At 68.0% G+C, this 19,195-nt stretch carries 16 protein-coding genes and 1 pseudogene; 6 read left to right on the top strand and 11 right to left on the bottom strand.

The features are described 5' to 3' along the window. Positions 1-22: 22 nt before the first annotated feature. Entirely contained in the window at positions 23-2,011 is a 1,989-nt protein-coding gene (locus AC5Y4H_RS19650; RefSeq protein ID WP_499984192.1) for a M13 family metallopeptidase, read from the top strand. Here AC5Y4H_RS19650 and AC5Y4H_RS19645 read toward each other — a convergent pair. The 5 genes from AC5Y4H_RS19645 to ricR form a co-directional block, all read right to left on the bottom strand. Beyond that, a complete protein-coding gene (locus AC5Y4H_RS19645; protein ID WP_499984191.1) occupies positions 1,995-4,235 on the bottom strand; it encodes a molybdopterin-dependent oxidoreductase in 2,241 nt (746 codons plus the stop codon). The two genes, AC5Y4H_RS19650 and AC5Y4H_RS19645, sit on opposite strands and share 17 nt — an antisense overlap. Beyond that, positions 4,232-4,825, bottom strand: coding sequence for a TetR/AcrR family transcriptional regulator (locus AC5Y4H_RS19640; RefSeq protein WP_499984190.1), 594 nt, complete (start codon positions 4,823-4,825; stop codon positions 4,232-4,234). The genes AC5Y4H_RS19645 and AC5Y4H_RS19640 overlap by 4 nt, the downstream gene beginning before the upstream one ends. Positions 4,826-4,993: 168 nt before the next feature. Then, positions 4,994-6,034: a L,D-transpeptidase gene (locus AC5Y4H_RS19635; protein WP_499984188.1), complete on the bottom strand. Its 1,041-nt coding sequence runs from the start codon at positions 6,032-6,034 to the stop codon at positions 4,994-4,996. A gap of 117 nt (positions 6,035-6,151) precedes the next feature. Then, positions 6,152-7,384 (bottom strand): MFS transporter, encoded by a 1,233-nt coding sequence (locus tag AC5Y4H_RS19630; protein ID WP_499984186.1) that lies wholly within the window; start codon positions 7,382-7,384, stop codon positions 6,152-6,154. A 147-nt stretch (positions 7,385-7,531) separates the two neighbouring features. After that, positions 7,532-7,822 (bottom strand): copper-sensing transcriptional repressor RicR, encoded by a 291-nt coding sequence (ricR, locus tag AC5Y4H_RS19625; protein WP_112634682.1) that lies wholly within the window; start codon positions 7,820-7,822, stop codon positions 7,532-7,534. Positions 7,823-7,940: 118 nt separating this feature from the next. Here ricR and ilvD point away from each other — a divergent pair, with 118 nt between their 5' ends. Next, positions 7,941-9,653 carry a dihydroxy-acid dehydratase gene (gene ilvD, locus AC5Y4H_RS19620; RefSeq protein ID WP_499984182.1) on the top strand — a complete coding sequence of 571 codons (1,713 nt, stop codon included), beginning with the start codon at positions 7,941-7,943 and terminating at the stop codon, positions 9,651-9,653. 69 nt (positions 9,654-9,722) lie between these two features. Here the strand turns inward: ilvD and AC5Y4H_RS19615 are convergent, their stop codons facing one another. After that, positions 9,723-10,163 carry an SPW repeat protein gene (locus tag AC5Y4H_RS19615; protein ID WP_499984179.1) on the bottom strand — a complete coding sequence of 147 codons (441 nt, stop codon included), beginning with the start codon at positions 10,161-10,163 and terminating at the stop codon, positions 9,723-9,725. A 161-nt stretch (positions 10,164-10,324) separates the two neighbouring features. Between AC5Y4H_RS19615 and AC5Y4H_RS19610 the strand changes: the two genes are divergently transcribed. Further along, positions 10,325-11,314 (top strand): nitronate monooxygenase, encoded by a 990-nt coding sequence (locus AC5Y4H_RS19610; protein WP_499984175.1) that lies wholly within the window; start codon positions 10,325-10,327, stop codon positions 11,312-11,314. Here the strand turns inward: AC5Y4H_RS19610 and AC5Y4H_RS19605 are convergent. Beyond that, the gene (locus tag AC5Y4H_RS19605) at positions 11,311-11,964 is read right to left on the bottom strand and encodes an O-methyltransferase (RefSeq protein ID WP_499984172.1); all 654 of its coding nucleotides are present in this window, start codon (positions 11,962-11,964) and stop codon (positions 11,311-11,313) included. The two genes, AC5Y4H_RS19610 and AC5Y4H_RS19605, sit on opposite strands and share 4 nt — an antisense overlap. A gap of 158 nt (positions 11,965-12,122) precedes the next feature. On the opposite strand from AC5Y4H_RS19605, the gene mymT reads away from it, so the two are divergent. Then, positions 12,123-12,269: a copper-binding metallothionein MymT gene (mymT, locus tag AC5Y4H_RS19600; protein ID WP_067124138.1), complete on the top strand. Its 147-nt coding sequence runs from the start codon at positions 12,123-12,125 to the stop codon at positions 12,267-12,269. Between the two features lie 42 nt (positions 12,270-12,311). On the opposite strand, the gene AC5Y4H_RS19595 is transcribed toward mymT, so the two are convergent. The 4 genes from AC5Y4H_RS19595 to AC5Y4H_RS19580 form a co-directional block, all read right to left on the bottom strand. After that, complete coding sequence (locus AC5Y4H_RS19595; protein WP_499984280.1) at positions 12,312-14,387, bottom strand: beta-glucosidase; 2,076 nt, start codon at positions 14,385-14,387, stop codon at positions 12,312-12,314. Positions 14,388-14,431: 44 nt separating this feature from the next. After that, positions 14,432-14,944: a TIGR04338 family metallohydrolase gene (locus tag AC5Y4H_RS19590; protein ID WP_499984168.1), complete on the bottom strand. Its 513-nt coding sequence runs from the start codon at positions 14,942-14,944 to the stop codon at positions 14,432-14,434. Beyond that, a complete protein-coding gene (locus AC5Y4H_RS19585; protein WP_499984166.1) occupies positions 14,941-15,690 on the bottom strand; it encodes a DUF2786 domain-containing protein in 750 nt (249 codons plus the stop codon). Before AC5Y4H_RS19585 ends, AC5Y4H_RS19590 begins: the two co-directional genes overlap by 4 nt. A gap of 66 nt (positions 15,691-15,756) precedes the next feature. Beyond that, entirely contained in the window at positions 15,757-16,551 is a 795-nt protein-coding gene (locus AC5Y4H_RS19580; RefSeq protein WP_499984279.1) for an alpha/beta hydrolase, read from the bottom strand. Here AC5Y4H_RS19580 and AC5Y4H_RS19575 point away from each other — a divergent pair. Both AC5Y4H_RS19575 and AC5Y4H_RS19570 read left to right on the top strand, forming a co-directional pair. After that, positions 16,544-17,678: pseudogene (locus tag AC5Y4H_RS19575) on the top strand (sigma-70 family RNA polymerase sigma factor). The gene AC5Y4H_RS19580 and the pseudogene AC5Y4H_RS19575 sit on opposite strands and share 8 nt — an antisense overlap. 13 nt (positions 17,679-17,691) lie before the next feature. Further along, positions 17,692-19,101, top strand: coding sequence for an alpha/beta hydrolase domain-containing protein (locus AC5Y4H_RS19570; RefSeq protein WP_499984164.1), 1,410 nt, complete (start codon positions 17,692-17,694; stop codon positions 19,099-19,101). The last annotated feature ends 94 nt before the right edge of the window (positions 19,102-19,195 follow it).

Raw genomic sequence — 19,195 nt, 5'->3', positions numbered from 1 at the left:
GGAAAGATGGAAGGATGGCGGGGTGACGAATACGGCCATCCGCTCGGGCATCGACCTGAGCTTTGTCGACGACAGCATCCGCCCTCAAGACGACCTGTTCGGTCATGTCAACGGTCGCTGGCTGGCCGAATACGAGATACCGGCGGACCGGGCGACCGACGGCGCCTTCCGCCAGCTGTATGACCGCGCCGAAGAACAGGTGCGCGATCTGATCGTGGAGGCCAGCCAGCAGGGCTCGGGCGCCGCGGACGACGACGCGCAGCGCATCGGCGACCTGTATGCCAGCTTCCTCGACGAGGACACCGTGCAGTCGCGCGGCGTGCGGCCACTGCGCGACGAGATGTCCGTGATCGACGACGCCGTCGACGCCGACGCGCTGGCCCGAGCCATCGGCGCGCTGCAGCGCACGGGCGCGGGCGGCGGCGTCGGGGTGTACGTGGACACCGACGCCAAGAACTCGGCCCGCTACCTGGTGCACTTCACCCAGTCCGGCCTCGGGCTGCCCGACGAGTCCTACTACCGCGAAGAGCGGCACCTGCAGGTGCTGGAGGCGTATCCCGCACACATCGCGCGGATGTTCGCCCTGGTGTTCGGCGGGGACCCCGACGACCACATCCGGGACGCCGAACGGGTCGTCGCACTGGAGGGCAAGCTTGCCGAGGCCCATTGGGATGTGGTCAAACGCCGCGACGCCGACCTCAGCTACAACCTGCGCACGTTCGCCGAACTGCGTGACGAGTCCGTGGGCTTCGATTGGGCGGGGTGGGCCACCGCACTGGGCGCGAGCCCCGAGTCGCTCGCGGAAGTGATTGTGCGCCAACCCGACTACCTACGCACCTTCGCCGAGCTGTGGCGCAACGAGGACCTTGAGGTGTGGAAGAGCTGGGCGCGGTGGCGGCTGATCCGGGCGCGGGCCTCCTGGCTGACCGACGAGCTGGTGTCCGCGGACTTCGACTTCTACGGCCGGCTGCTGACCGGCGCCGAGCAGATCCGGGAGCGGTGGAAGCGCGCGGTGTCGCTGGTGGAAAACCTGATGGGCGACGCCGTCGGAAAGCTTTACGTGCAGCGGCATTTCCCGCCCGGGGCGAAGGCCCGCATCGACGAACTGGTCGCCAACCTGCGGGCGGCGTACCGGATAAGCATCAGCGACCTGGACTGGATGACGCCGCAGACCCGGGAGCGGGCGCTGGGCAAGCTGGGGAAGTTCACCGCCAAGGTCGGCTACCCGGCGAAGTGGCGCGACTACTCCGCACTGGTGATTCATCGCGACGACCTGTACGGCAACTACCTGCGCGGGTATGCCGTCAACCACGATCGTGAGCTGGCCAAGCTCGGCGGCCCGGTGGATAAGGACGAGTGGTTCATGACGCCGCAGACGGTCAACGCGTACTACAACCCGGGGATGAACGAAATCGTCTTCCCGGCCGCCATTTTGCAGCCGCCGTTCTTCGACCCCGAGGCCGACGACGCGGCCAACTACGGTGGCATCGGCGCGGTGATCGGGCACGAGATCGGGCACGGCTTCGACGACCAGGGCGCAAAGTACGACGGTGACGGCAACCTGGTCGACTGGTGGACGGATGCCGACCGGACCGAATTCGGAACGCGCACAAAGGCTCTCATCGAGCAGTACGACGCCTACACGCCGCGGGGCCTGGACAGCGACCACCACGTCAACGGTGCTTTCACCGTCGGTGAGAACATCGGCGACCTGGGTGGCTTGTCGATCGCGCTGCTGGCCTACCAGTTGTCACTGAACGGCCAGCCCGCCCCGGTGATCGACGGCCTCACCGGCGTACAGCGCGTGTTCTACGGCTGGGCCCAGGTATGGCGCACCAAATCCCGTGAAGCGGAGGCGATCCGGCGCCTCGCGGTGGATCCGCATTCGCCGCCGGAGTTCCGCTGCAACGGCGTGCTGCGCAACATGGACGCCTTCTACGACGCCTTCGAGGGCGCCGACGCCGGTGCGCTGTTCTTGGAGCCGGACAGCCGGGTCAAGATCTGGAACTGACGCTCATGGCCTCGATCCGTGCGGGCACGTGCTTGTGCCACGGCGTGCCGGCGTAGGGGTCGCGCCACTCGGTCGACGTGAGCACGTTCGGGGCGACACCGGGAGTGACGGTGCGTCCCTCGGCGTCGAGGTAATCGAGCCCAAACCCGTTGGGGAGGGCGGCATGACCGGCCATCATCGTCTCCGTGATCTCGACGGTGGCCTCGGCGCTACCGGACGCGGTGCTGATGCGCGCCCGGCATCCCTCGACCAGCCCGAGGGTCTGGGCGTCCTCGACGCTGATCCGCAGTGCGCCGTCGGCGTCACGTTTGCGCCAGGTCGGGTCGCGGAAGATGTCGTTCGCGGTGTAGGCGCGCCGCTCGCCCACCGACAACACGATCGGGAACTCCGGCGTGGTGAGCCGGGGTGGAGTGCGAGATAGCGCCTTCAATTCGTCGAGCATGGACGGAATTTCCAACGCAATCTTGTGGTCGGCGTGGCTGATCAGCGTGAAGTCGTCCTCATAGTTGTGCACGGTGAAAGTCACCCCCGACGGCGTGTCCAGGATCGCGTCGAACAGGGCGTTGCCGTCGGCGTGCCCGGCGCGCCGCACCGCCTCCGGATAGGTCAGCGCGGTTTTCTGGGCGAGGCCCCACAGGGCGGCCGCGCCGCGCAGCCCATCGGGCAGAGTCGGTCCGAGCGTTTCGTACAGTACATACGGAAGCAGCTGTGCCACAGTGGGATTGGCCGCGGCGGCGCCGAGGAACGCTTCGGTGTATGCCTGCCGGCCGTTTCGCGCGGCCTCGTGCAGTGGCCGCAGATCCGAGTCGTCCACCACACCGAGCGCACGCACCAGCCGCGCCCAGATCTCGGGTTCGGCCAGGGTTCCCGGCAGGGGTTCCAGCAGAGGGCGGCGCAGCTGGAACGTGTTGTGCGGGAATTCGAGGTTGAAGAAGGTGGCTTCCGGTTTCTCGAATTGGGACGCCGCGGGCAGCACGTAATGTGCGAGCCTGGCGGTCTCGGTCATCGCGACATCGATGACCACCATCAGTTCCAGGGCTTGAAAGGCCTCCCGGCAAGCGACCGAGTTGGCCAGCGAGTGCGCGGGATTGCTGCTTTCCACGATCATGGCCCGGAACCGGTCCGGGTGGTCGGTCAGGATTTCCTCGGGCACCACATTGCTGGGCACCAGCCCGGAGATGATCGGGGCACCGGTGACGGGTGTGCGCCCGGAGAACTGGCCGAACAGCGGAGCAAACGACGAATGCAGGTGCTGGCCGCCCTTTTTCCCGAAGTTACCGGTGAGGATCCAGAGCAATTTGTTCAGGTAGGAACACAGCGTGCTGTTGGGCGCCTGCTGTACACCGAGGTCTTCGAACACCGCGACGCCGGCGGCCGTGCCGATGCGCCGCGCCGCCGCGCGCAGCAATTCCTGGTCGACCCCGCAGCGTTCGGCGTAGTCGCCCACCGGAACCTCGCGCAGGGCGGCGCGGACGGAATCCGCGCCGCGCACATGATCACCGAGAAATGTTTCGTTGCATAGGTTTTCCTGGACGAGGAGGGCGGCCAGCGCCGCTAGGCACCACGCATCGGTGCCGGGTCGCACCCGCAGGTGGAAGTCGGACATCTTGGCGGTGTCGGTGACCACCGGATCGATGACGATCATCGAGCGGGCCGGATCTTTGGCGATCTCATTGAGTACCACCCGGGCCCGCGGAAAGCTCTGCGACATCCACGGGTTCTTCCCGACGAACACCGCGACTTCGGCATGCTCGAATTCACCCCTGGTATGACCGCCGTAGAGGTGCCCGTCGATCCAGGCCTCACCGGTTTTCTCCTGCGCCAGCGCGTTTGAGCGGTAGCGCGAGCCCAATGCCTTCAAGAAGGCGCCGCTGTACGCCCCGCCCAGGTGATTGCCCTGCCCGCCGCCGCCGTAGTAGAAGATCTTGTCGCCGCCGTAGTTGTCGCGAATGCCCTTGAATCCCTCGGCGATCTCCACGATCGCGGTGTCCCAATCGATCTCCTCGTAGCTGCCGTCGGCGCGGCGGCGCAGTGGGGAGGTCAGCCGGGCGCCGCTGTTCTGGTACTGGTCCAGTCGCAACGCCTTGTTGCAGGTATAGCCCTGCGAGGCCGGGTGCGCTTTGTCGCCGCGGATGCGCGCCAGCCGACGGTCTTCGACTTGGACGACGATGCCGCAGTTGCATTCGCACAGGATGCACGCGCTGGATTGCCATTCACCGGTCATCGCACAGTTCCTTTTCCGGGCGCCTGGGGCGACGCCGCCACCAGCAGATCGCGCAGCTGGCGGTGGACGACGTCGAGGGGTGTCAGGTCACGCCGCACCCGCGCGAGCACGATCGCACCCTCGAGCGACGCGGTCGCGAGGACCGCAAGTTCGCGCGCCCGCTCCGGCGCAATGCCGTCCGCGATGAACCGCGCGGCGATCAGATCCGACCATCGGTCGAAAACCGCCGCGGCGCGTTCGATCACCATGCGTTCGGTCTCTTGCTGCTCCCCCGCTTCGACGGACACCGCCACGATGGGACAGCCGGCGCGGAAGTCGCTCTCCAATAGCTGCCGGCGGTACTTGTCGATCAGCGTGTCCAGCAGCTGCCGGCCGTCGTCGGCGCCGGCGATGACGGCGGCGACATGCTCGCCGGCGTAGTCGACGGCCTCGCACAGCAGCTGCGTGCGGCCGCCCGGGAAGTAGTGATAGGCCGATCCGCGGGGCGCGCCACTGTGCTCGAGCACATCGGAGATCGCGGTGGCGTGCGCGCCCCGCTCGCGGATCAGCAGTGCGGCGGAGACGACCATCCGCTCGCGTGGACCACGCATCGCAGCTCCTCAGGCATCCGGGTTATGTATGATGCTATACATAACCGCCCGGCGAGCGAAAGCCCCTCTCCGCTGTTGGCGTGATTCACCGAACGGCTTCGCTGACGCGCAGACGCGAAATCGCCCATCTCCGAATGGAAATGGGCGATTCTGCGTTGGCGCTGCGGGCTAGTTCATCCAGTCGGCGGATCCGTCGTTCTTCTTGTAGTTGCCACCGCTGGAGTTCTTCACCACGATCGGGTCACCCGGACCGAAGTTGTCGAAGAACCACTTCGCGTTGCTGGGACTGATGTTGATGCAGCCGTGGCTGACGTCGCGCTTGCCCTGGTCGTCGACCGACCACGGCGCGCTGTGCACGTAGTCGCCGACGTTGTCGAAGCGGACCGCGTCCTCCACCGTCACCTTGTAGCCGTAGGTCGAGCTGACCGGCACCCCGTAGGTCGAGGAGTCCATCACCACCGACGACTTCTTGTCCTGCACGTAGTAGGTGCCGTTGGGGGTCTGGTGGTTGCCGGACGTCATGCCCATCGACATCGGAAAGGTCTTCTCCACCGTGCCGTTGCGGGAGACGATCAGCTGATGGGTGGCGTCGTCGGCCGTGGCGATCAGCGTGTCACCGGTCTGAAAGGTCGAGACGGTGCCGCCGGCGTCGACGGTCACCGCGGTGTGCGCGGGCCAGAAGTTGATCGGTCGCCAGCGCAGTTGCGTTGGGGTCATCCAGTAGAACTTGCCCGGCACCGCGGGCACCGACGAGACGTGCACGGCGCCGATGGCCGCGTCGGCGTTCTCGACCGTTCCGGGGAAGTTGATGATGATCGGCTGGCCCACACCCACGGTCGACCCGTTGGCGGGGACAATTTTGGGCGGCCCGAACGGCGCCGTGCCGGTGAACGGCGTGGCGTTCTGCCCATCGGCCGCGGCCGCCGCGGGCTGCGCGTTGGGCGGAAGCCAGGGCGCCGGCGGCGCCAGCGGGTTGGGCGGCGGCGGGGCGGCGAGCGGGTCGGGCGGAGGCGGCGCCAGGGGATCGGGCGGTGGGGGCGGCCCGGGGGGAGCGGCGACCGCGCCCGGATCAGCGGGAGCCGGGTCCGGATCCGCCGATGCGGGGGCCGCGCTCAACACCAGCGCCAAGCCCACGACGGACGCCAACCCGGTTGTGCTCAGAGCGGCGAAGAGGCCCTTCCTTGTGCCGGCCCTCGTCCAGCCTGACATACGCATACCTCCACTCGTGTTCTCGACACAGTGTGGCATAGGGGCCACGCCAGCTACCATCATCGGCGGTTGGCGGTGCCCCGGGAAGCGTGCTGATTACGCGCTTGACCTGGGCGGCTATGAATCGGGTGAGCTTGTCGGAGCTACGTCCAGCATCCGCCGGTTGGCCGCGATGCCGATCAGCGCGACGGCCATCAGGGCCGCCGAGGCGGCCAGCATCATCGTGACGCTGCGCTCGTAGAGGAGCCCGCCGACCAGCGAGCCGGCCATGATGCCGACCTGGAACGCGGTCACGTAGAACCCCGATGCCCCGTCGGGGTCGTCGGCCCCGTTGCGCATCGCGGCCGATTGCATCATCGGCGAGACCGCGGTGGCCATCGCCCCCCACAGCACGATGGCGGCGGTTCCGATCAGCGCGGTGGCCACGCCGGCCCGACCGCCGAACGCGAGCCCGGTCAGCACCACGAAGGCCACCGTCAACCCGGTGATGCACAGAATGACGGCGCTCTTGGGCCGGTGGTCAAGCGGACGCGCCACCAGCGGTAACGACAGCAGGCCGGCCAGCCCGTAGGCGGCCAGCACGAAGGCGAGGTTCGGCCCCCGCACGCCGAGGACGTTGCGGATGATCTCGACGATGAAGGTGTAGGACACGAAGTGGCCGGTGACCGCGATCATCGCCAGCACGCTCACCAGGATCAGCCGGGGGTTGCGGTGGTGTCGTGACCTCGGGCCGACGTGGGCGAGCTGATCCTCGGTGAGCACCATCTCCGGCAGCACCAGCCGGGCGGCGAACGTGACGGCGGCGGCCGCCACGGTGACACACACAACGGCCACGCGCCAGCCCCACATCAGACTCAGGGCCGCGGTCAACGGGCTCCCCACCACCAGGGCGAGGCTGGTGCCGACGTAGATCGACATGGTGGCGCGCCCCGCGTGGCTCGGTGGCACGAGCCGGGTCGCGATCGGAGCGATGACCGCCCACAGCAGGCCGTGGGTGATCGCGCAGAGCACCCGGCCGGTGGCCAGCACCGCGAAATTGGGCGCCAGGGCCGAGATCACCTGCGACGCCGTCAGGCAGGTCAGGCTGAGCATGAGCGCGCGCCGTCGCGGCCAGTGCGCGGTCCAGCGCACCAGCGGGAACGTCGTCAGGGCCGCCACGAAGGCGTACCAGGTCAGCAGGGTTCCCACCGCGAACAAACTGACGTGCAGGTCGCGAGCGATGGCCGGCAGCGCACCAACCGGGAGAATCTCGGCGGTGACGTAGGTGAAGGCCGCGGCCGCCAGCACAGCCAGCTGTGCCGCGATCCGTGGGGTCCACGTTCGCGCGGCAGCGTTGATTTCGGCAGTCATGGCGTCTATACCGGCCGGACTACCCACTTCCTGGGTTGTCGCGCCTAATGCGATCACACTGCCTTACCGTACGGACCGCAACTACGCCTCCCCCTGCATCACGGCCGTGGCGAAGGTCTCAACTGCATTACCGATCGACAAACCACGTCACGAACGAACCAGCCGCGCGATGGCGGCGGAGGCCTCGTCGAGCTTGGCTTGCGCGTCGTCGCCGCCCTCGGCGACGGCTCGGGTGACACAGTGGTTCAGGTGCTCGTCGAGCAGGTTCAGGGCGACCGAACGCAGGGCGCTGTTGACGGCGCTGACCTGGGTGAGGACGTCGATGCAGTACTTGTCCTCCTCGATCATTCGGGCGATGCCGCGCACCTGGCCCTCGATGCGGCGCAGCCGCTTGGCGTAGTTGTCCTTCTGCTGCGAGTACCCGTGGTCGTTCGTCATCTGTCACCCCTGCTGAATTGCGTACCCTGCGGCGGCATCACGCCGAACTCCAGGTTATACCCCATTGGGGTATAACCCCGGAAACGGCCATCGCGACTGGCCAGCGCATACTTGAACGATGCCCACCACCGATTCGGCGGCCAGCGCCGACATCAAGCCGCGTAGTCGTGACGTCACCGACGGCCTGGAGAAGGCCGCCGCCCGGGGCATGCTGCGGGCCGTAGGGATGGGAGACGAAGACTTCGCCAAGCCGCAGATCGGGGTGGCCTCGTCCTGGAACGAGATCACCCCGTGCAACCTCTCCCTGGACCGGCTCGCCAAGGCGGTCAAGGAGGGCGTGTTCTCGGCCGGCGGATACCCGCTGGAGTTCGGCACCATCTCGGTGTCCGACGGCATCTCGATGGGCCACGAGGGGATGCACTTTTCGCTGGTCTCCCGCGAGGTGATCGCCGACAGCGTCGAAACGGTGATGCAGGCCGAACGCCTGGACGGCTCGGTGCTGCTGGCCGGTTGCGACAAATCGCTGCCCGGGATGCTGATGGCGGCCGCGCGGCTCGACCTGGCCTCGGTGTTCCTCTACGCGGGGTCCATCCTGCCCGGGGTGGCCAAACTGTCCGACGGCACCGAGCGCGAGGTCACCATCATCGACGCGTTCGAGGCGGTCGGCGCCTGCGCCCGGGGCCTGATGCCCCGCGAGGACGTCGACGCCATCGAACGCGCGATCTGTCCCGGTGAGGGCGCATGTGGGGGCATGTACACCGCCAACACGATGGCCAGCGCGGCCGAGGCGCTCGGGATGTCGTTGCCCGGCAGCGCGGCGCCACCGGCGCCCGACCGCCGCCGCGACGGATTCGCGCGGCGCAGCGGGGCGGCGGTCGTCGAGCTGCTGCGGCGGGGCATCACCGCCCGCGACATCCTCACCAGGGAGGCCTTCGAAAACGCGATCGCGGTGGTGATGGCCTTCGGCGGGTCGACCAACGCGGTGCTGCACCTGCTGGCGATCGCCCACGAAGCCGGCGTCGCGCTCTCGCTCGACGATTTCAGCCGGATCGGGTCGAAGGTTCCGCACCTGGCCGACGTGAAGCCGTTCGGCCGCCACGTCATGTCCCATGTCGACCACATCGGCGGCGTCCCGGTGGTGATGAAGGCGCTGTTGGACGCCGGGCTGCTGCGCGGAGACTGCCTGACGGTGACCGGTGCGACGGTGGCCGAGAACCTGGCCGAGATCGCGCCGCCCGACCCGGACGGGAAGGTGCTGCGCGCCCTGAGCAATCCCATCCACCCGACCGGCGGCATCACGATCCTGCGGGGCTCGCTGGCGCCCGAGGGCGCGGTGGTGAAGTCGGCCGGTTTCGATTCCGACGTGTTCGAGGGCACCGCAAGGGTTTTCGATGGCGAGCGGGCCGCGCTGGACGCGTTGGAGGACGGCACCATCACCAAGGGTGACGCCGTCGTGATCCGCTATGAGGGCCCCAAGGGCGGCCCCGGCATGCGCGAAATGCTGGCGATCACCGGGGCCATCAAGGGTGCCGGTCTGGGCAAAGACGTGTTGCTGCTCACCGACGGCCGGTTCTCCGGCGGGACCACCGGCCTGTGCGTCGGTCACATCGCGCCCGAAGCGGTCGACGCCGGACCGATCGCCTTCCTGCAAGACGGTGACCGCATCCGCCTGGACGTCGCCAACCATGTGCTCGACGTGCTGACGGATCCCACCGAATTCGAGGCCCGGCGAACGGATTTCACCCCGCCGGAGCCGCGCTACAAGACCGGCGTGCTGGCCAAGTACGTGAAGCTGGTCAGCTCGGCCGCGATCGGCGCGGTCTGCGGTTGATCGCCGTCCCGGGCCGTGGGATTCGGCCCGGGCCGAGCGAACCGCCCTGCGCTCTAACCGAGTTCGTGATTACGCGTGCGTGCCCGTCGCGCGGGTGCGCATGCCGAAGTAGGTCGCGTTGAAGCCCAGGAACGCCAACAGCGCACCCGCAACGACATTCGACCAGGTCATGCCGGCGGTCATCGTGACACCCGGCAGGATCCACGTCGAGACGATGACCCACACGCCCAGCACCGGCAACGTCCAGGTCATGCCGTGCGCGCGATCCAGCGTCGTGGCGAACCCGTAGGCCAAGAACGCCGCCGCGATCCCCACGATCAGGTCGGACGTGGCCAGCGATGCCGTGGCGTTGAATCCAACGATCCATGGCGACGCGGCCACGTACAAGCCCGTCAGCAGGGCCAGGCCGAACGTGACATGCGCGCTCATCGACTCGGCGACGCGCTCATAGCGCGCGCGTAGAGCCAACAAATCGGGATGGTGATCGATTGATGAATGGACTGTACTCATTTTGTGACCTTTCTGTTATGCAGCAAGCCTTTTGAGCCGGACTGCACCCATCCATCTGCCGTCAAGATTACGCCCGCGCGCCATTGGCCAGCAACGAAAACGGGTGCGCAGCCGGGGCTGCTCTGTGTGGCCGTATCCCCAAGGCGCGTAGCGTCTTAGGCATGGATATCGCGGACCGGCTGCGCCTCGATGTACTCGTCGGACAGGCCGGCATGGGCGGCGGACTGGCCGGCGCACCGTTGGCGGGCGCGGTCGCCCGCGCGGGCGGACTGGGCACGCTGGGCATCGACACACCCCGCCGGCTGAGAACATCGATTGAACAGATGCGCGCCGCGGCGCCGGGCCGCGCGGTCGCGGTAAACCTGTTGGTGCCCTTCGTTCATCGTCGTCATGTCGCGGTTTGTGTCGATGCCCGGGTGGACGCCATCGTGCTGGCGTTCGGCCAGAAGCGGGGGCTCGTCGCGCACCTGCGCGATGCCGGGATCTTCGTCTTCGTGATGGTGGGCACCGAAGCGCAGGCGCGCGCCGCGATCACCTGGGGCGCCGATGGTTTGATCGCTCAGGGCCGCGAGGCCGGCGGCCATCTCGTGGGCACCATGGCTGCGCTGGACTTTCTGCCGCGCGCCCTCGCCGTGGCCGCCAACCGCCCAGTGTTCGTGGCCGGCGGCATCGCCACCGGCGCCGACACCCGCGCCGCGCTGGACGCCGGCGCAAGCGGTGTCATCGCGGGCACTCGATTCCTCTTGACGTACGAGGCCAACGCGAACCGCGAGTACCAGCGCCGAATCCTGCGGGCCGACATGACGATCGAGACCAACCTGTTCGCCCTGAGCTGGCCGTTGCGCCACCGCGTCGTGCCCAACGCGGCAACCCGGCGGTGGTGTGACCAGAACGGGAAGGCCAAGGCGCTGCCCGCGGCGCTGAACGCGGCCAGCCGCCCGCTGTCGGCGCTGGGCTATTTCGATGCGGGGCCGCTGATGCGTCTGCAGTCACCGGCCTTCCCGTTCTTCACGCCGCTGGCGCCGGTGGCCGGCGTGCCCGATTCCTGGTTGGACAGCGCGGCCTTGTATGCCGGCGAAACCGCTTTGCGGATAGGCGAACTCATCTCCGCCGAGCAGGCGGTCGCCGACCTCGCCCGCGCTGACGCCTAGCGCACCAGCGCGAGGGCGAAGCCGTCCCAGTGCTTGGCGCCCACCGTCTGGATCACCGCGGTGTCCAGCCGTGGATCCTCGCCCATCGCCTCGAGCGTCTGGCGCACAGCTTGCGCTTGAGCGTTGGATTCCGGATCGAGGATCTGCCCCTGCCGAATCACGTTGTCCACCACGATGACCGTGCCGGGGCGGGCCAATCGCACCGACCAGTCCAGGTAGGCGGGGTAGTTCTCCTTATCGGCGTCGATGAAGATCAGATCGAAGGGACCGGTCACCGTCGGCAGCGTGTCCAGCGCGGCCCCGACGATCACCTCCACCCGATCGGCGAGGCCGGCCCGCTCCAGGTTGGCCCGCGCCACTTCGGCGTGCTTGGGCTCGTATTCCAGCGTCACCACTCGTCCCTGCGGGCCGGCGCCCCGCGCCAGCCAGATGGTGGAAAAACCGCCGAGCGTGCCGAGCTCGAGGATGCTGCGCGCACCCGTGGCGCCGGCGAGCAGGCTCAAGAATTTCCCTTGCTGGACCGATACGGCAATCGGCGGCAATCCGGCCGCGCGGCTGGCCTCCAGGGCCGCGCTCAAGCTGGGATCGCCGTGCACCACCGTGCTGTCCAAGAATTCGTCGACGTCTTTGGGGGTTGGCTTCTCGGTCATGACGCTCACGCTAGTGGCGCCCGGCCGTGTTGGCATCGGGGGCCGGGCCGGTATCGGATCGACCGCGGCCATTTACCGTATACCCATGGGGGGTATATAGTGGGGGTGCGGTCGACCCGCACCGCACGAGTCATCACAACGAGAAAAGGGTGAGTTAAATGGCAACGTACGAGGCCGGTACCGAATTGACCTGCGGCCACGAAGGCTGCGGCTGTCGCGTCCGCATCGAGGTCCCCTGCCACTGCTCGGGCTCGGGTGAGCCCTACCGCTGCACGTGCGGCGACGCGCTGACCCCGGTCAAATAGCCCGCCGGACCGGTCGTGCGTTCGGGTGTGTGCCCGTGTGACTTATCGCCCGAACGTACGACCGGTCAGCTCGACCGCGGCTTCCAGCCGCATCGCGTTCGCCGACGTGCCCACCGCCGCCGTGTAGGCACCCGGGCGGATCCGCCAACTTCCAGCGCTGCCGTCGTAGCGGGCGAGCAGTCGCGGGTCCGCCTCGATGGTCACCCGCTGTATTGCACCAGGCTCGAGCTCCACCCGAGCGAATCCCAGCAGGCGTAAGCACGGTTCACCCGCGGCGACCGTCAGGTACAGCTGGGCTACGTCCGCCCCCGCGCGGTCGCCGACGTTGGCGACGCGCAAGCTCGCACGGACCGTTTCTCCGCCGCTGACTACCAGATCTTGGTAGTCAAACCTGGTGTAGGACAATCCATGACCGAACGCGAACATCGGTTCATGCCCGCGCGCGGCATACCATCGGTAGCCGACGTCGGCTCCTTCGACGTAGTCGATCCGGGTGGGTGTCCCCCACGGCTCGTCTGCGCCGGGCAGCCGCGGGCGTGGCGTTTGGGCCAGATCGACCGGAAAGGTGATCGGCAGCCGGCCCGAGGGATTCACCCGCCCGGTGAGGATCTCGGCGATGGCCCGGGCACCCGCCTGGCCCGGAAACCACGCTTGCACAATGGCTCTCACCGAGTCCCGCCAGGGCATCGTCACCGGATTGCCCGTCTGCAGCACCACGACGGTGTTGGGGTTGGCCGCCGACACCGCGGTGATCAGCTCGTCTTGGCCCCACGGCAGCGAGAGGTCGGCGATGTCGAAGCCTTCGCCCTCCGCGCGGACCGCGAAGACGATCACGATGTCGGCCCTGCGCGCCGCGCGCACGGACTCGGCCGGACTGATGCCGGGATCGAACTCAATCTGCGCTTGTGGCAATAGTTCTCGCAGCTCCTCCAGCGGACCCGGCGCCAGCAGATACAGATTGCGGAGCCCGGCCTCCAGGCCGGTGCCACCGATCGGGACCACACCCGCATACCCGCCAGCCGGAACGACGGTGCTGGAACCGTATCCGGCCGGCACGCCCACGTGCGCATACCCCCCGATGACGGCGATGCGCGCGCTCGACCCCGGCGCCAGCGGCAAGACGCCCCGGTTGGTCAGTAGCACCGTTCCCTGCCGCGCGATGTTCAGCGCAATCTCGTTGTGCGCGGCCAGGTCCGGTGCCGGTGCCGCATCGGCGTCGTCGACGCCGACGGCGAACATGGACCGCAGGATCCGGCGAACCATATCTGACAGGCGATCCTTGGTCAGCAGGCCGGCGGCATACGCGTCACGCAACGGCGCACCGAAGGACTCGGACTGCCATAACAAAGCGTCGATCTGGGCCCCACACTCCTGATCGAGGCCGGCCAGAGCGCACTGCCAGCTTGGCGTGGCACCCCAGTCCGACATCACCCATCCGCGGTAACACCAGGCGCCCTTCAGCACGTCGTTGATCAATACGGCGTTCGCAGCGGCATAATCACCGTTGATCTTGTTGTAGGCGCTCATCACGGCGCCGGGTTGCGAGCGCTCGATCGCCAATTCAAAGGCCAGCAAATCGGATTCGCGGTGGGCATCGGGATCGATGACCGCGTCCAGGAAGTGCCGATTTGTTTCGTTGCAGTTCAACGAGTAGTGCTTGACCGTCGAGATCACGCCATGGCGCTGTATGCCGCCGATCGATTCGGCGGCCATCGTGGCGGTCAACAGCGGATCCTCGGAATGGTATTCGAAATTGCGGCCGTTGCGCGGGTCGCGGGCCAGGTTCATCGCGCCGGCGAGCTGCACGTTGAACCCACGACTGCGCGCTTCGCGGCCGATCACCTCGCCCGCGGCCCGGGCCAGCGACGGATTGAAGCTGGCGGCCAGGGCCAGTCCGGCGGGCAATGCAGTGGCCGTGTCGCCCGGGCGGAAACCCGGGTTGGTGACGCCGAGGCCGGCGTCGCTCATCAGCAAGGCCGGCACACCCAAACGGGGAATCCCCGGCACGTATCCCGCACTCATCGGCACGTCCCCGGGGATGCGCTCGTCGCGGACCGGCCACATCTCGCTGGCACCGATCACGGACACCAGCAGGACGAATCGCTCGTCGTCGGTCATCCGGGCTTCTACCTCGCGGGCCCGCGCGTCGGGATCGGCGAGGCTCACCGCACGCCCTCCTTGGCGTAGACCACGCGCAGCACGTGCCCCAGTTCCGGCCCCATCACCAGCTCCGTCAACTCGCAGATCGTCGCAACGAACGCCGGGCCGTGCGGCGGCTCGGCCTGGCACAAATGATGCGCCACTTCGTGCAGCATCACCAGCTCGCGCAGCGCCCAGTCGGCCGTGTCGCGATCGGGAACCGCGATAATGCCTGTGCCGTCGCGGTTTTCGTAGTGCGCGGCGGTGGCGGCGCGCCGTTGACGCACCCGCAGCGGCGCGACGGCCGGCCACCGTTGACGCACCGCGGGGAGGGCCAGCACGTCGTCCACATAGCGTTGCGCGGAGGCCACCGAACCGAATCGGCCCTCCGGCGGCAGCGTCAACTGCGTGCCGAAGAAATCCACCACCGGTGAACCGTGCTGGGCGGCACGGTCGAACAGGGTGCGGACGAACTCCTCAGCCGCATAGACCCTGGACCGTTGAGAATCCCGCCGAGGCGCGTTCCCCGCCGTCACCCGCTCAGCGCACTCCGCGCCCCGGGGAGTTCGGGACTGTTGCCGAGCCGCGCTCGCTTGCCGGCCCGGTCCCCGGCACGCCGCGCCGCCGAGGAATACCCGGCCGACGCCCGGGCGGCCTGCCAGGTGCCGCGCGCCTTCGACGCACCCCGGTAGTAGTCCACCAGCTCGACCTCCTTGTCCCGCAACGCTATAGCGGTACCCGACGACCGGCTGCGGTCTCTGGTGGCCTCCCGCCGGGCCTGGTCGCGGGCCTCGGTCAGCCGCTGGCCGACGCGTGCCCCGAACGCCAGCTGGAAATTGAGCCGGGCGGTGATCGTCGGCGTGGGACGATGCGCACCCGAGGCGAGGTAGGCATCCGACGCGCGGACCATCTGGACGACCAGGCTGGCGTACAGGGCGTGGCTGGCGTCGATGTCCTCGACGAACCCGTAGGCATACACGAACGTCGAATTCGAGGCCACGTCGCAGCGCACATCGTTGGCCGCGGCGATCAGCACGAACAGCTGCACATAGGTGCGTAACCCCTTGGTGCCGGCGGCTCCGATGGTGATGGTGCGTTGCGTCGGCGTCTGCGCCGCCGATCGCTGGGCCGAATGGGAGCGCGCCACTGCGAGGTCGATGGACGCGGCCGTCGCGAGCCGCTGCGCGGCGGACATGAACGCGTCGGCTTCGTGGGTGTTGTCGGTGCCCTCTGCCTGACGCAGCAGCGCGGCGATGCGCGCCAGCATCTTGTCGTCAGTCACGGCGCCTCTCCTCCCCTTCGCTTGGCTCTGTCGCCAAAGTACGGGAGCCGGCCGACACGTCCCGCCTCACAGCCGGGCGGTGATCCAGGAGACCACGTCATCGAGCACCTGCCGGCGCTCGGGCTCGTTGAAAACCTCGTGGTAAAGCCCCGGGTAGACCTTCAACTCGACGTCGGTGGACCCGACGCACTCGACGAGGCGACGGCTGCCCGCGACGGAGATCAGCCGGTCCTGTTCGCCGTGCACCACCAACAGCGGCGCCGTCAGCGCCGGTGCCCGCTGCGGCATGGTCTCGCCGACCTGGAGCAGCGCGCGGCCGATGCCGGCGGGTACCTTGCCGTGATACACCAGCGGGTCTTCTTTGTAGGCGGCCACCACCGCGGGGTCCCGGGAGATCGCATCGACGTCGAGTTCCTGCGCCGGCAGCCCGGGCACGACGGCCCCGAGCACCTTGGCGGCCACCGCCAGCAGCGGCGAGACCTGGTCCTGGGCCGCGACCGCGGGCCCCGACAGCACCATCAGGTCGTAGTTGTCCGGGCGTTCGACCCCGTAGGCGAAGACGATTCCGCCGCCCATGCTGTGCCCCAGCACGATGCACTTGAGGCCGTGGTGTTCCCGGGTGGCGATGCCGACCAGGGTGTCGAAGTCGGAGGTGTACTCATGGATGTCGCGCACCAGCACCCGCTTACCGCCGGAGCGGCCGTGTCCGCGATGGTCCAGCGCGTAGGTGACCAGGCCGGCCTCGCCGAAGCGCTTTGCCACGTGGTCGTAGCGACGGGCGTACTCGCCGAGACCGTGTGAGAGCACCAGGACGGCTCGCGGGGCCGTGTCCGGCATCCAGACGTCGTAGACGATGCGCACGCCGCCGAACCCGTCGAAACTGCGTTCGGTGCGGTTCACTCGCGGGTCCTAGTCATCAAGGGCAGCGTAATGGCTGCTGTTGTGGGCCGGGAGCCCCGACACTGCGTAGGCTCTTGCGGATGAGCCTTCTCGCGCAGAACTCTGAAGGTGACCCGGTAACCGGCGAGGATTTCTCGGCGCGCGCCGAACCCTTTCGCCGCGAACTGCTGGCCCATTGCTATCGAATGACCGGGTCCGTGCACGATGCCGAGGACCTGGTGCAAGAGACCCTGATACGGGCCTGGAAGGCCTATGACCGTTTCGAAGGTAAGTCCTCGATGCGGACATGGTTGCATCGCATCGCCACCAACACCTGCCTGACCGCGTTGGAGGGACGCCAGCGCAGGCCGCTGCCGGTGGGTCTGGGCGGTCCCAGCTCGGACCCGACCGCCGAGCTGGTGGAGCGACGCGAAGTGTCATGGCTGGAACCGCTGCCGGACCTGACCGAGCATCCGGCCGACCCTTCGGTCGTGGTCGGGTCACGCGAGTCCGTGCGGTTGGCGTTTGTTGCTGCGCTGCAACATCTTCCGCCACGCCAACGGGCGGTACTGCTCCTGCGCGACGTGCTGCAGTGGCGCTCCGCCGAGGTGGCCGACGCGGTCGGGACCACCACTACCGCCGTCAACAGCCTGCTGCAGCGCGCCCGGTCTCAGCTCGAAGCCGTCGGGCCCAGCGCCGAAGACGAACTGGTGCAGCCGGATTCGGCCGAGGCCCAGGATCTGCTGGCACGCTACATCGCCGCATTCGAAACCTATGACATCGACCGCCTGGTCGACCTGTTCACCGCGGAGGCGATCTGGGAGATGCCGCCGTACACCGGCTGGTATCAGGGCGCGCAGGCCATCGTCACCCTTATTCATCAGCAGTGCCCGGCGGAGGGCAGCGGGGACATGCGCATGCTCCCGCTGATCGCCAACGGCCAGCCTGCCGCGGCCATGTACATGCGCGCAGGCGAGGCGCATGTTCCATTTCAGTTGCATGTGCTCGATGTACGGGATGGCAAGGTAACCCATGTGGTGGCCTTCCTCGACGACACGTTATTCACGAAATTCGGCCTGCCCGGTTCGCTGCCCGCGGACCAGCGGTGAGAAGGACGCGGTCATGACGAACAGCACCCGGGTGACTCCCGCCCCTGGCAAGCCGGCGCTGTTACTGAGCGCCTTCGACCTGGCCGACGTGGGCTACTGCGTCGAGGAGTTCCTGGTCGCCGGCACGGCCTGCCGCTACACCCCGGTAGGCGAGCTGGGACCCGATGGCCGCTGGGACGTAACTCCCTCGGGATCGGCCGATTTCACCACCCGCATCGTGGTGTTGACACCGGCCGACCCCGCCCGGTTCAACGGGACGGCGCTCGTTGAATGGCTCAACGTAAGCGGTGGCATCGACGCCGCCGCGGTGTGGATGATGAGCCACCGCGAGATCCTGCGCAGCGGTTATGCCTACGTCGCGGTCTCGGCGCAACGGGTGGGAGTCGAGGGCGGCGAAAGCCTGCTCGGTACGGATATGTCGCTGAAAAGCCAAGACCCGCACCGGTATGCGGTCCTGCACCACCCGGGTGACGCATTTTCCTACGACATCTTCTCCCAGGTCGGCGGGCTCATCAAGAGCGGCGAACACGAGCGGATTCTGCGTGGCTTGCCCGCACAACGTGTCATCGCGCTGGGCGAATCGCAGTCCGCAATGTTCCTCACGACCTACGTCAATGCCGTGGATCCGCTGGCCCGCATCTACGACGGCTTTCTGGTGCACTCCCGCTTCGGCCCGGCCGCCCCACTGGATGGCAGCTCGATCTTCGAAGATTCCTCTGCGACGCAGGCGGTTACGTTCCGCCCTGAACTGCGGGTCCCGCTGCTGACGGTCATCACCGAGACCGACGTCTTCGGCGGTCCGCGCGAGGGCTACTACTTCGCCAGGCAGCCGGACAACGAGCGGCTGCGGGTCTGGGAGATCGCCGGTGCCGCGCACGCCGACAACTACACGATCCAGGTGGCGTTCATCGACAGCGGCTCGGCACCGCTCGACGCTATCGTGGCCGGCTACACGCCCACCAGCATGTTGATGGGCCAGCAGTTGGCGCACAACATCAACTTCGGCCCGCAGCACCACTATGTGGTGCAGTCGGCGCTCGCGGCGCTGAACACCTGGGTTGCCACCGGCGAACCGGCGCCGAGTGCGGATCCGCTCGATGTCCGCGAAAGCGCCGGGCCGCGGCCGGTTCCGGACGGCAACGGACTCGCCCGTGGGGGCATCAGAACCCCATGGGTGGACGTGCCGATCGCCAGGACGTCGGGCCTGGGCGGCGACGAGAGCATCATGTCGGCCATCTTCGGCTCCGGAGAGCTGTTCGACGCCAACATGATTCAGCGGCTCTATCCGGGCGGCGGCACGCAGTACCTGGAACGCTTCACTGCGGCCCTCGACGCGGCGATCGCCTCCGGGTTCATCCTGCCGGCCGATCGCGCCGAGATCTTGGAGCTCGCCGCCGCGACGTATCCCGACGGACGGGCCTAGGTCCGTCCGTCGGGCTCCTCACTCGCGCGGTTTCGGCGCTCGCCGTCGCCGGGTTTAGGTCCGGTTGCCCGGCTCCTGGCGTTCCGGCGCTCGC

It is taken from the genome of Mycobacterium sp. NGS58 (assembly GCF_059812385.1).
Note: the sequence above shows the minus strand (reverse complement) of the source record. Positions and strands in the feature narration are given on the sequence as shown.

What these genes read in the sequence shown, in the direction of transcription:
- AC5Y4H_RS19645 (WP_499984191.1), bottom strand. Translation starts at nt 4,235, where the DNA reads ATGACCGGTGAATGGCAATCCAGCGCGTGCATCCTGTGCGAATGCAAC.
- AC5Y4H_RS19640 (WP_499984190.1), bottom strand. Translation starts at nt 4,825, where the DNA reads ATGCGTGGTCCACGCGAGCGGATGGTCGTCTCCGCCGCACTGCTGATC.
- AC5Y4H_RS19635 (WP_499984188.1), bottom strand. Translation starts at nt 6,034, where the DNA reads ATGTCAGGCTGGACGAGGGCCGGCACAAGGAAGGGCCTCTTCGCCGCT.
- AC5Y4H_RS19630 (WP_499984186.1), bottom strand. Translation starts at nt 7,384, where the DNA reads ATGACTGCCGAAATCAACGCTGCCGCGCGAACGTGGACCCCACGGATC.
- ricR (WP_112634682.1), bottom strand. Translation starts at nt 7,822, where the DNA reads ATGACGAACGACCACGGGTACTCGCAGCAGAAGGACAACTACGCCAAG.
- ilvD (WP_499984182.1), top strand. Translation starts at nt 7,941, where the DNA reads ATGCCCACCACCGATTCGGCGGCCAGCGCCGACATCAAGCCGCGTAGT.
- AC5Y4H_RS19615 (WP_499984179.1), bottom strand. Translation starts at nt 10,163, where the DNA reads ATGAGTACAGTCCATTCATCAATCGATCACCATCCCGATTTGTTGGCT.
- AC5Y4H_RS19610 (WP_499984175.1), top strand. Translation starts at nt 10,325, where the DNA reads ATGGATATCGCGGACCGGCTGCGCCTCGATGTACTCGTCGGACAGGCC.
- AC5Y4H_RS19605 (WP_499984172.1), bottom strand. Translation starts at nt 11,964, where the DNA reads ATGACCGAGAAGCCAACCCCCAAAGACGTCGACGAATTCTTGGACAGC.
- mymT (WP_067124138.1), top strand. Translation starts at nt 12,123, where the DNA reads ATGGCAACGTACGAGGCCGGTACCGAATTGACCTGCGGCCACGAAGGC.
- AC5Y4H_RS19595 (WP_499984280.1), bottom strand. Translation starts at nt 14,387, where the DNA reads ATGACCGACGACGAGCGATTCGTCCTGCTGGTGTCCGTGATCGGTGCC.
- AC5Y4H_RS19570 (WP_499984164.1), top strand. Translation starts at nt 17,692, where the DNA reads ATGACGAACAGCACCCGGGTGACTCCCGCCCCTGGCAAGCCGGCGCTG.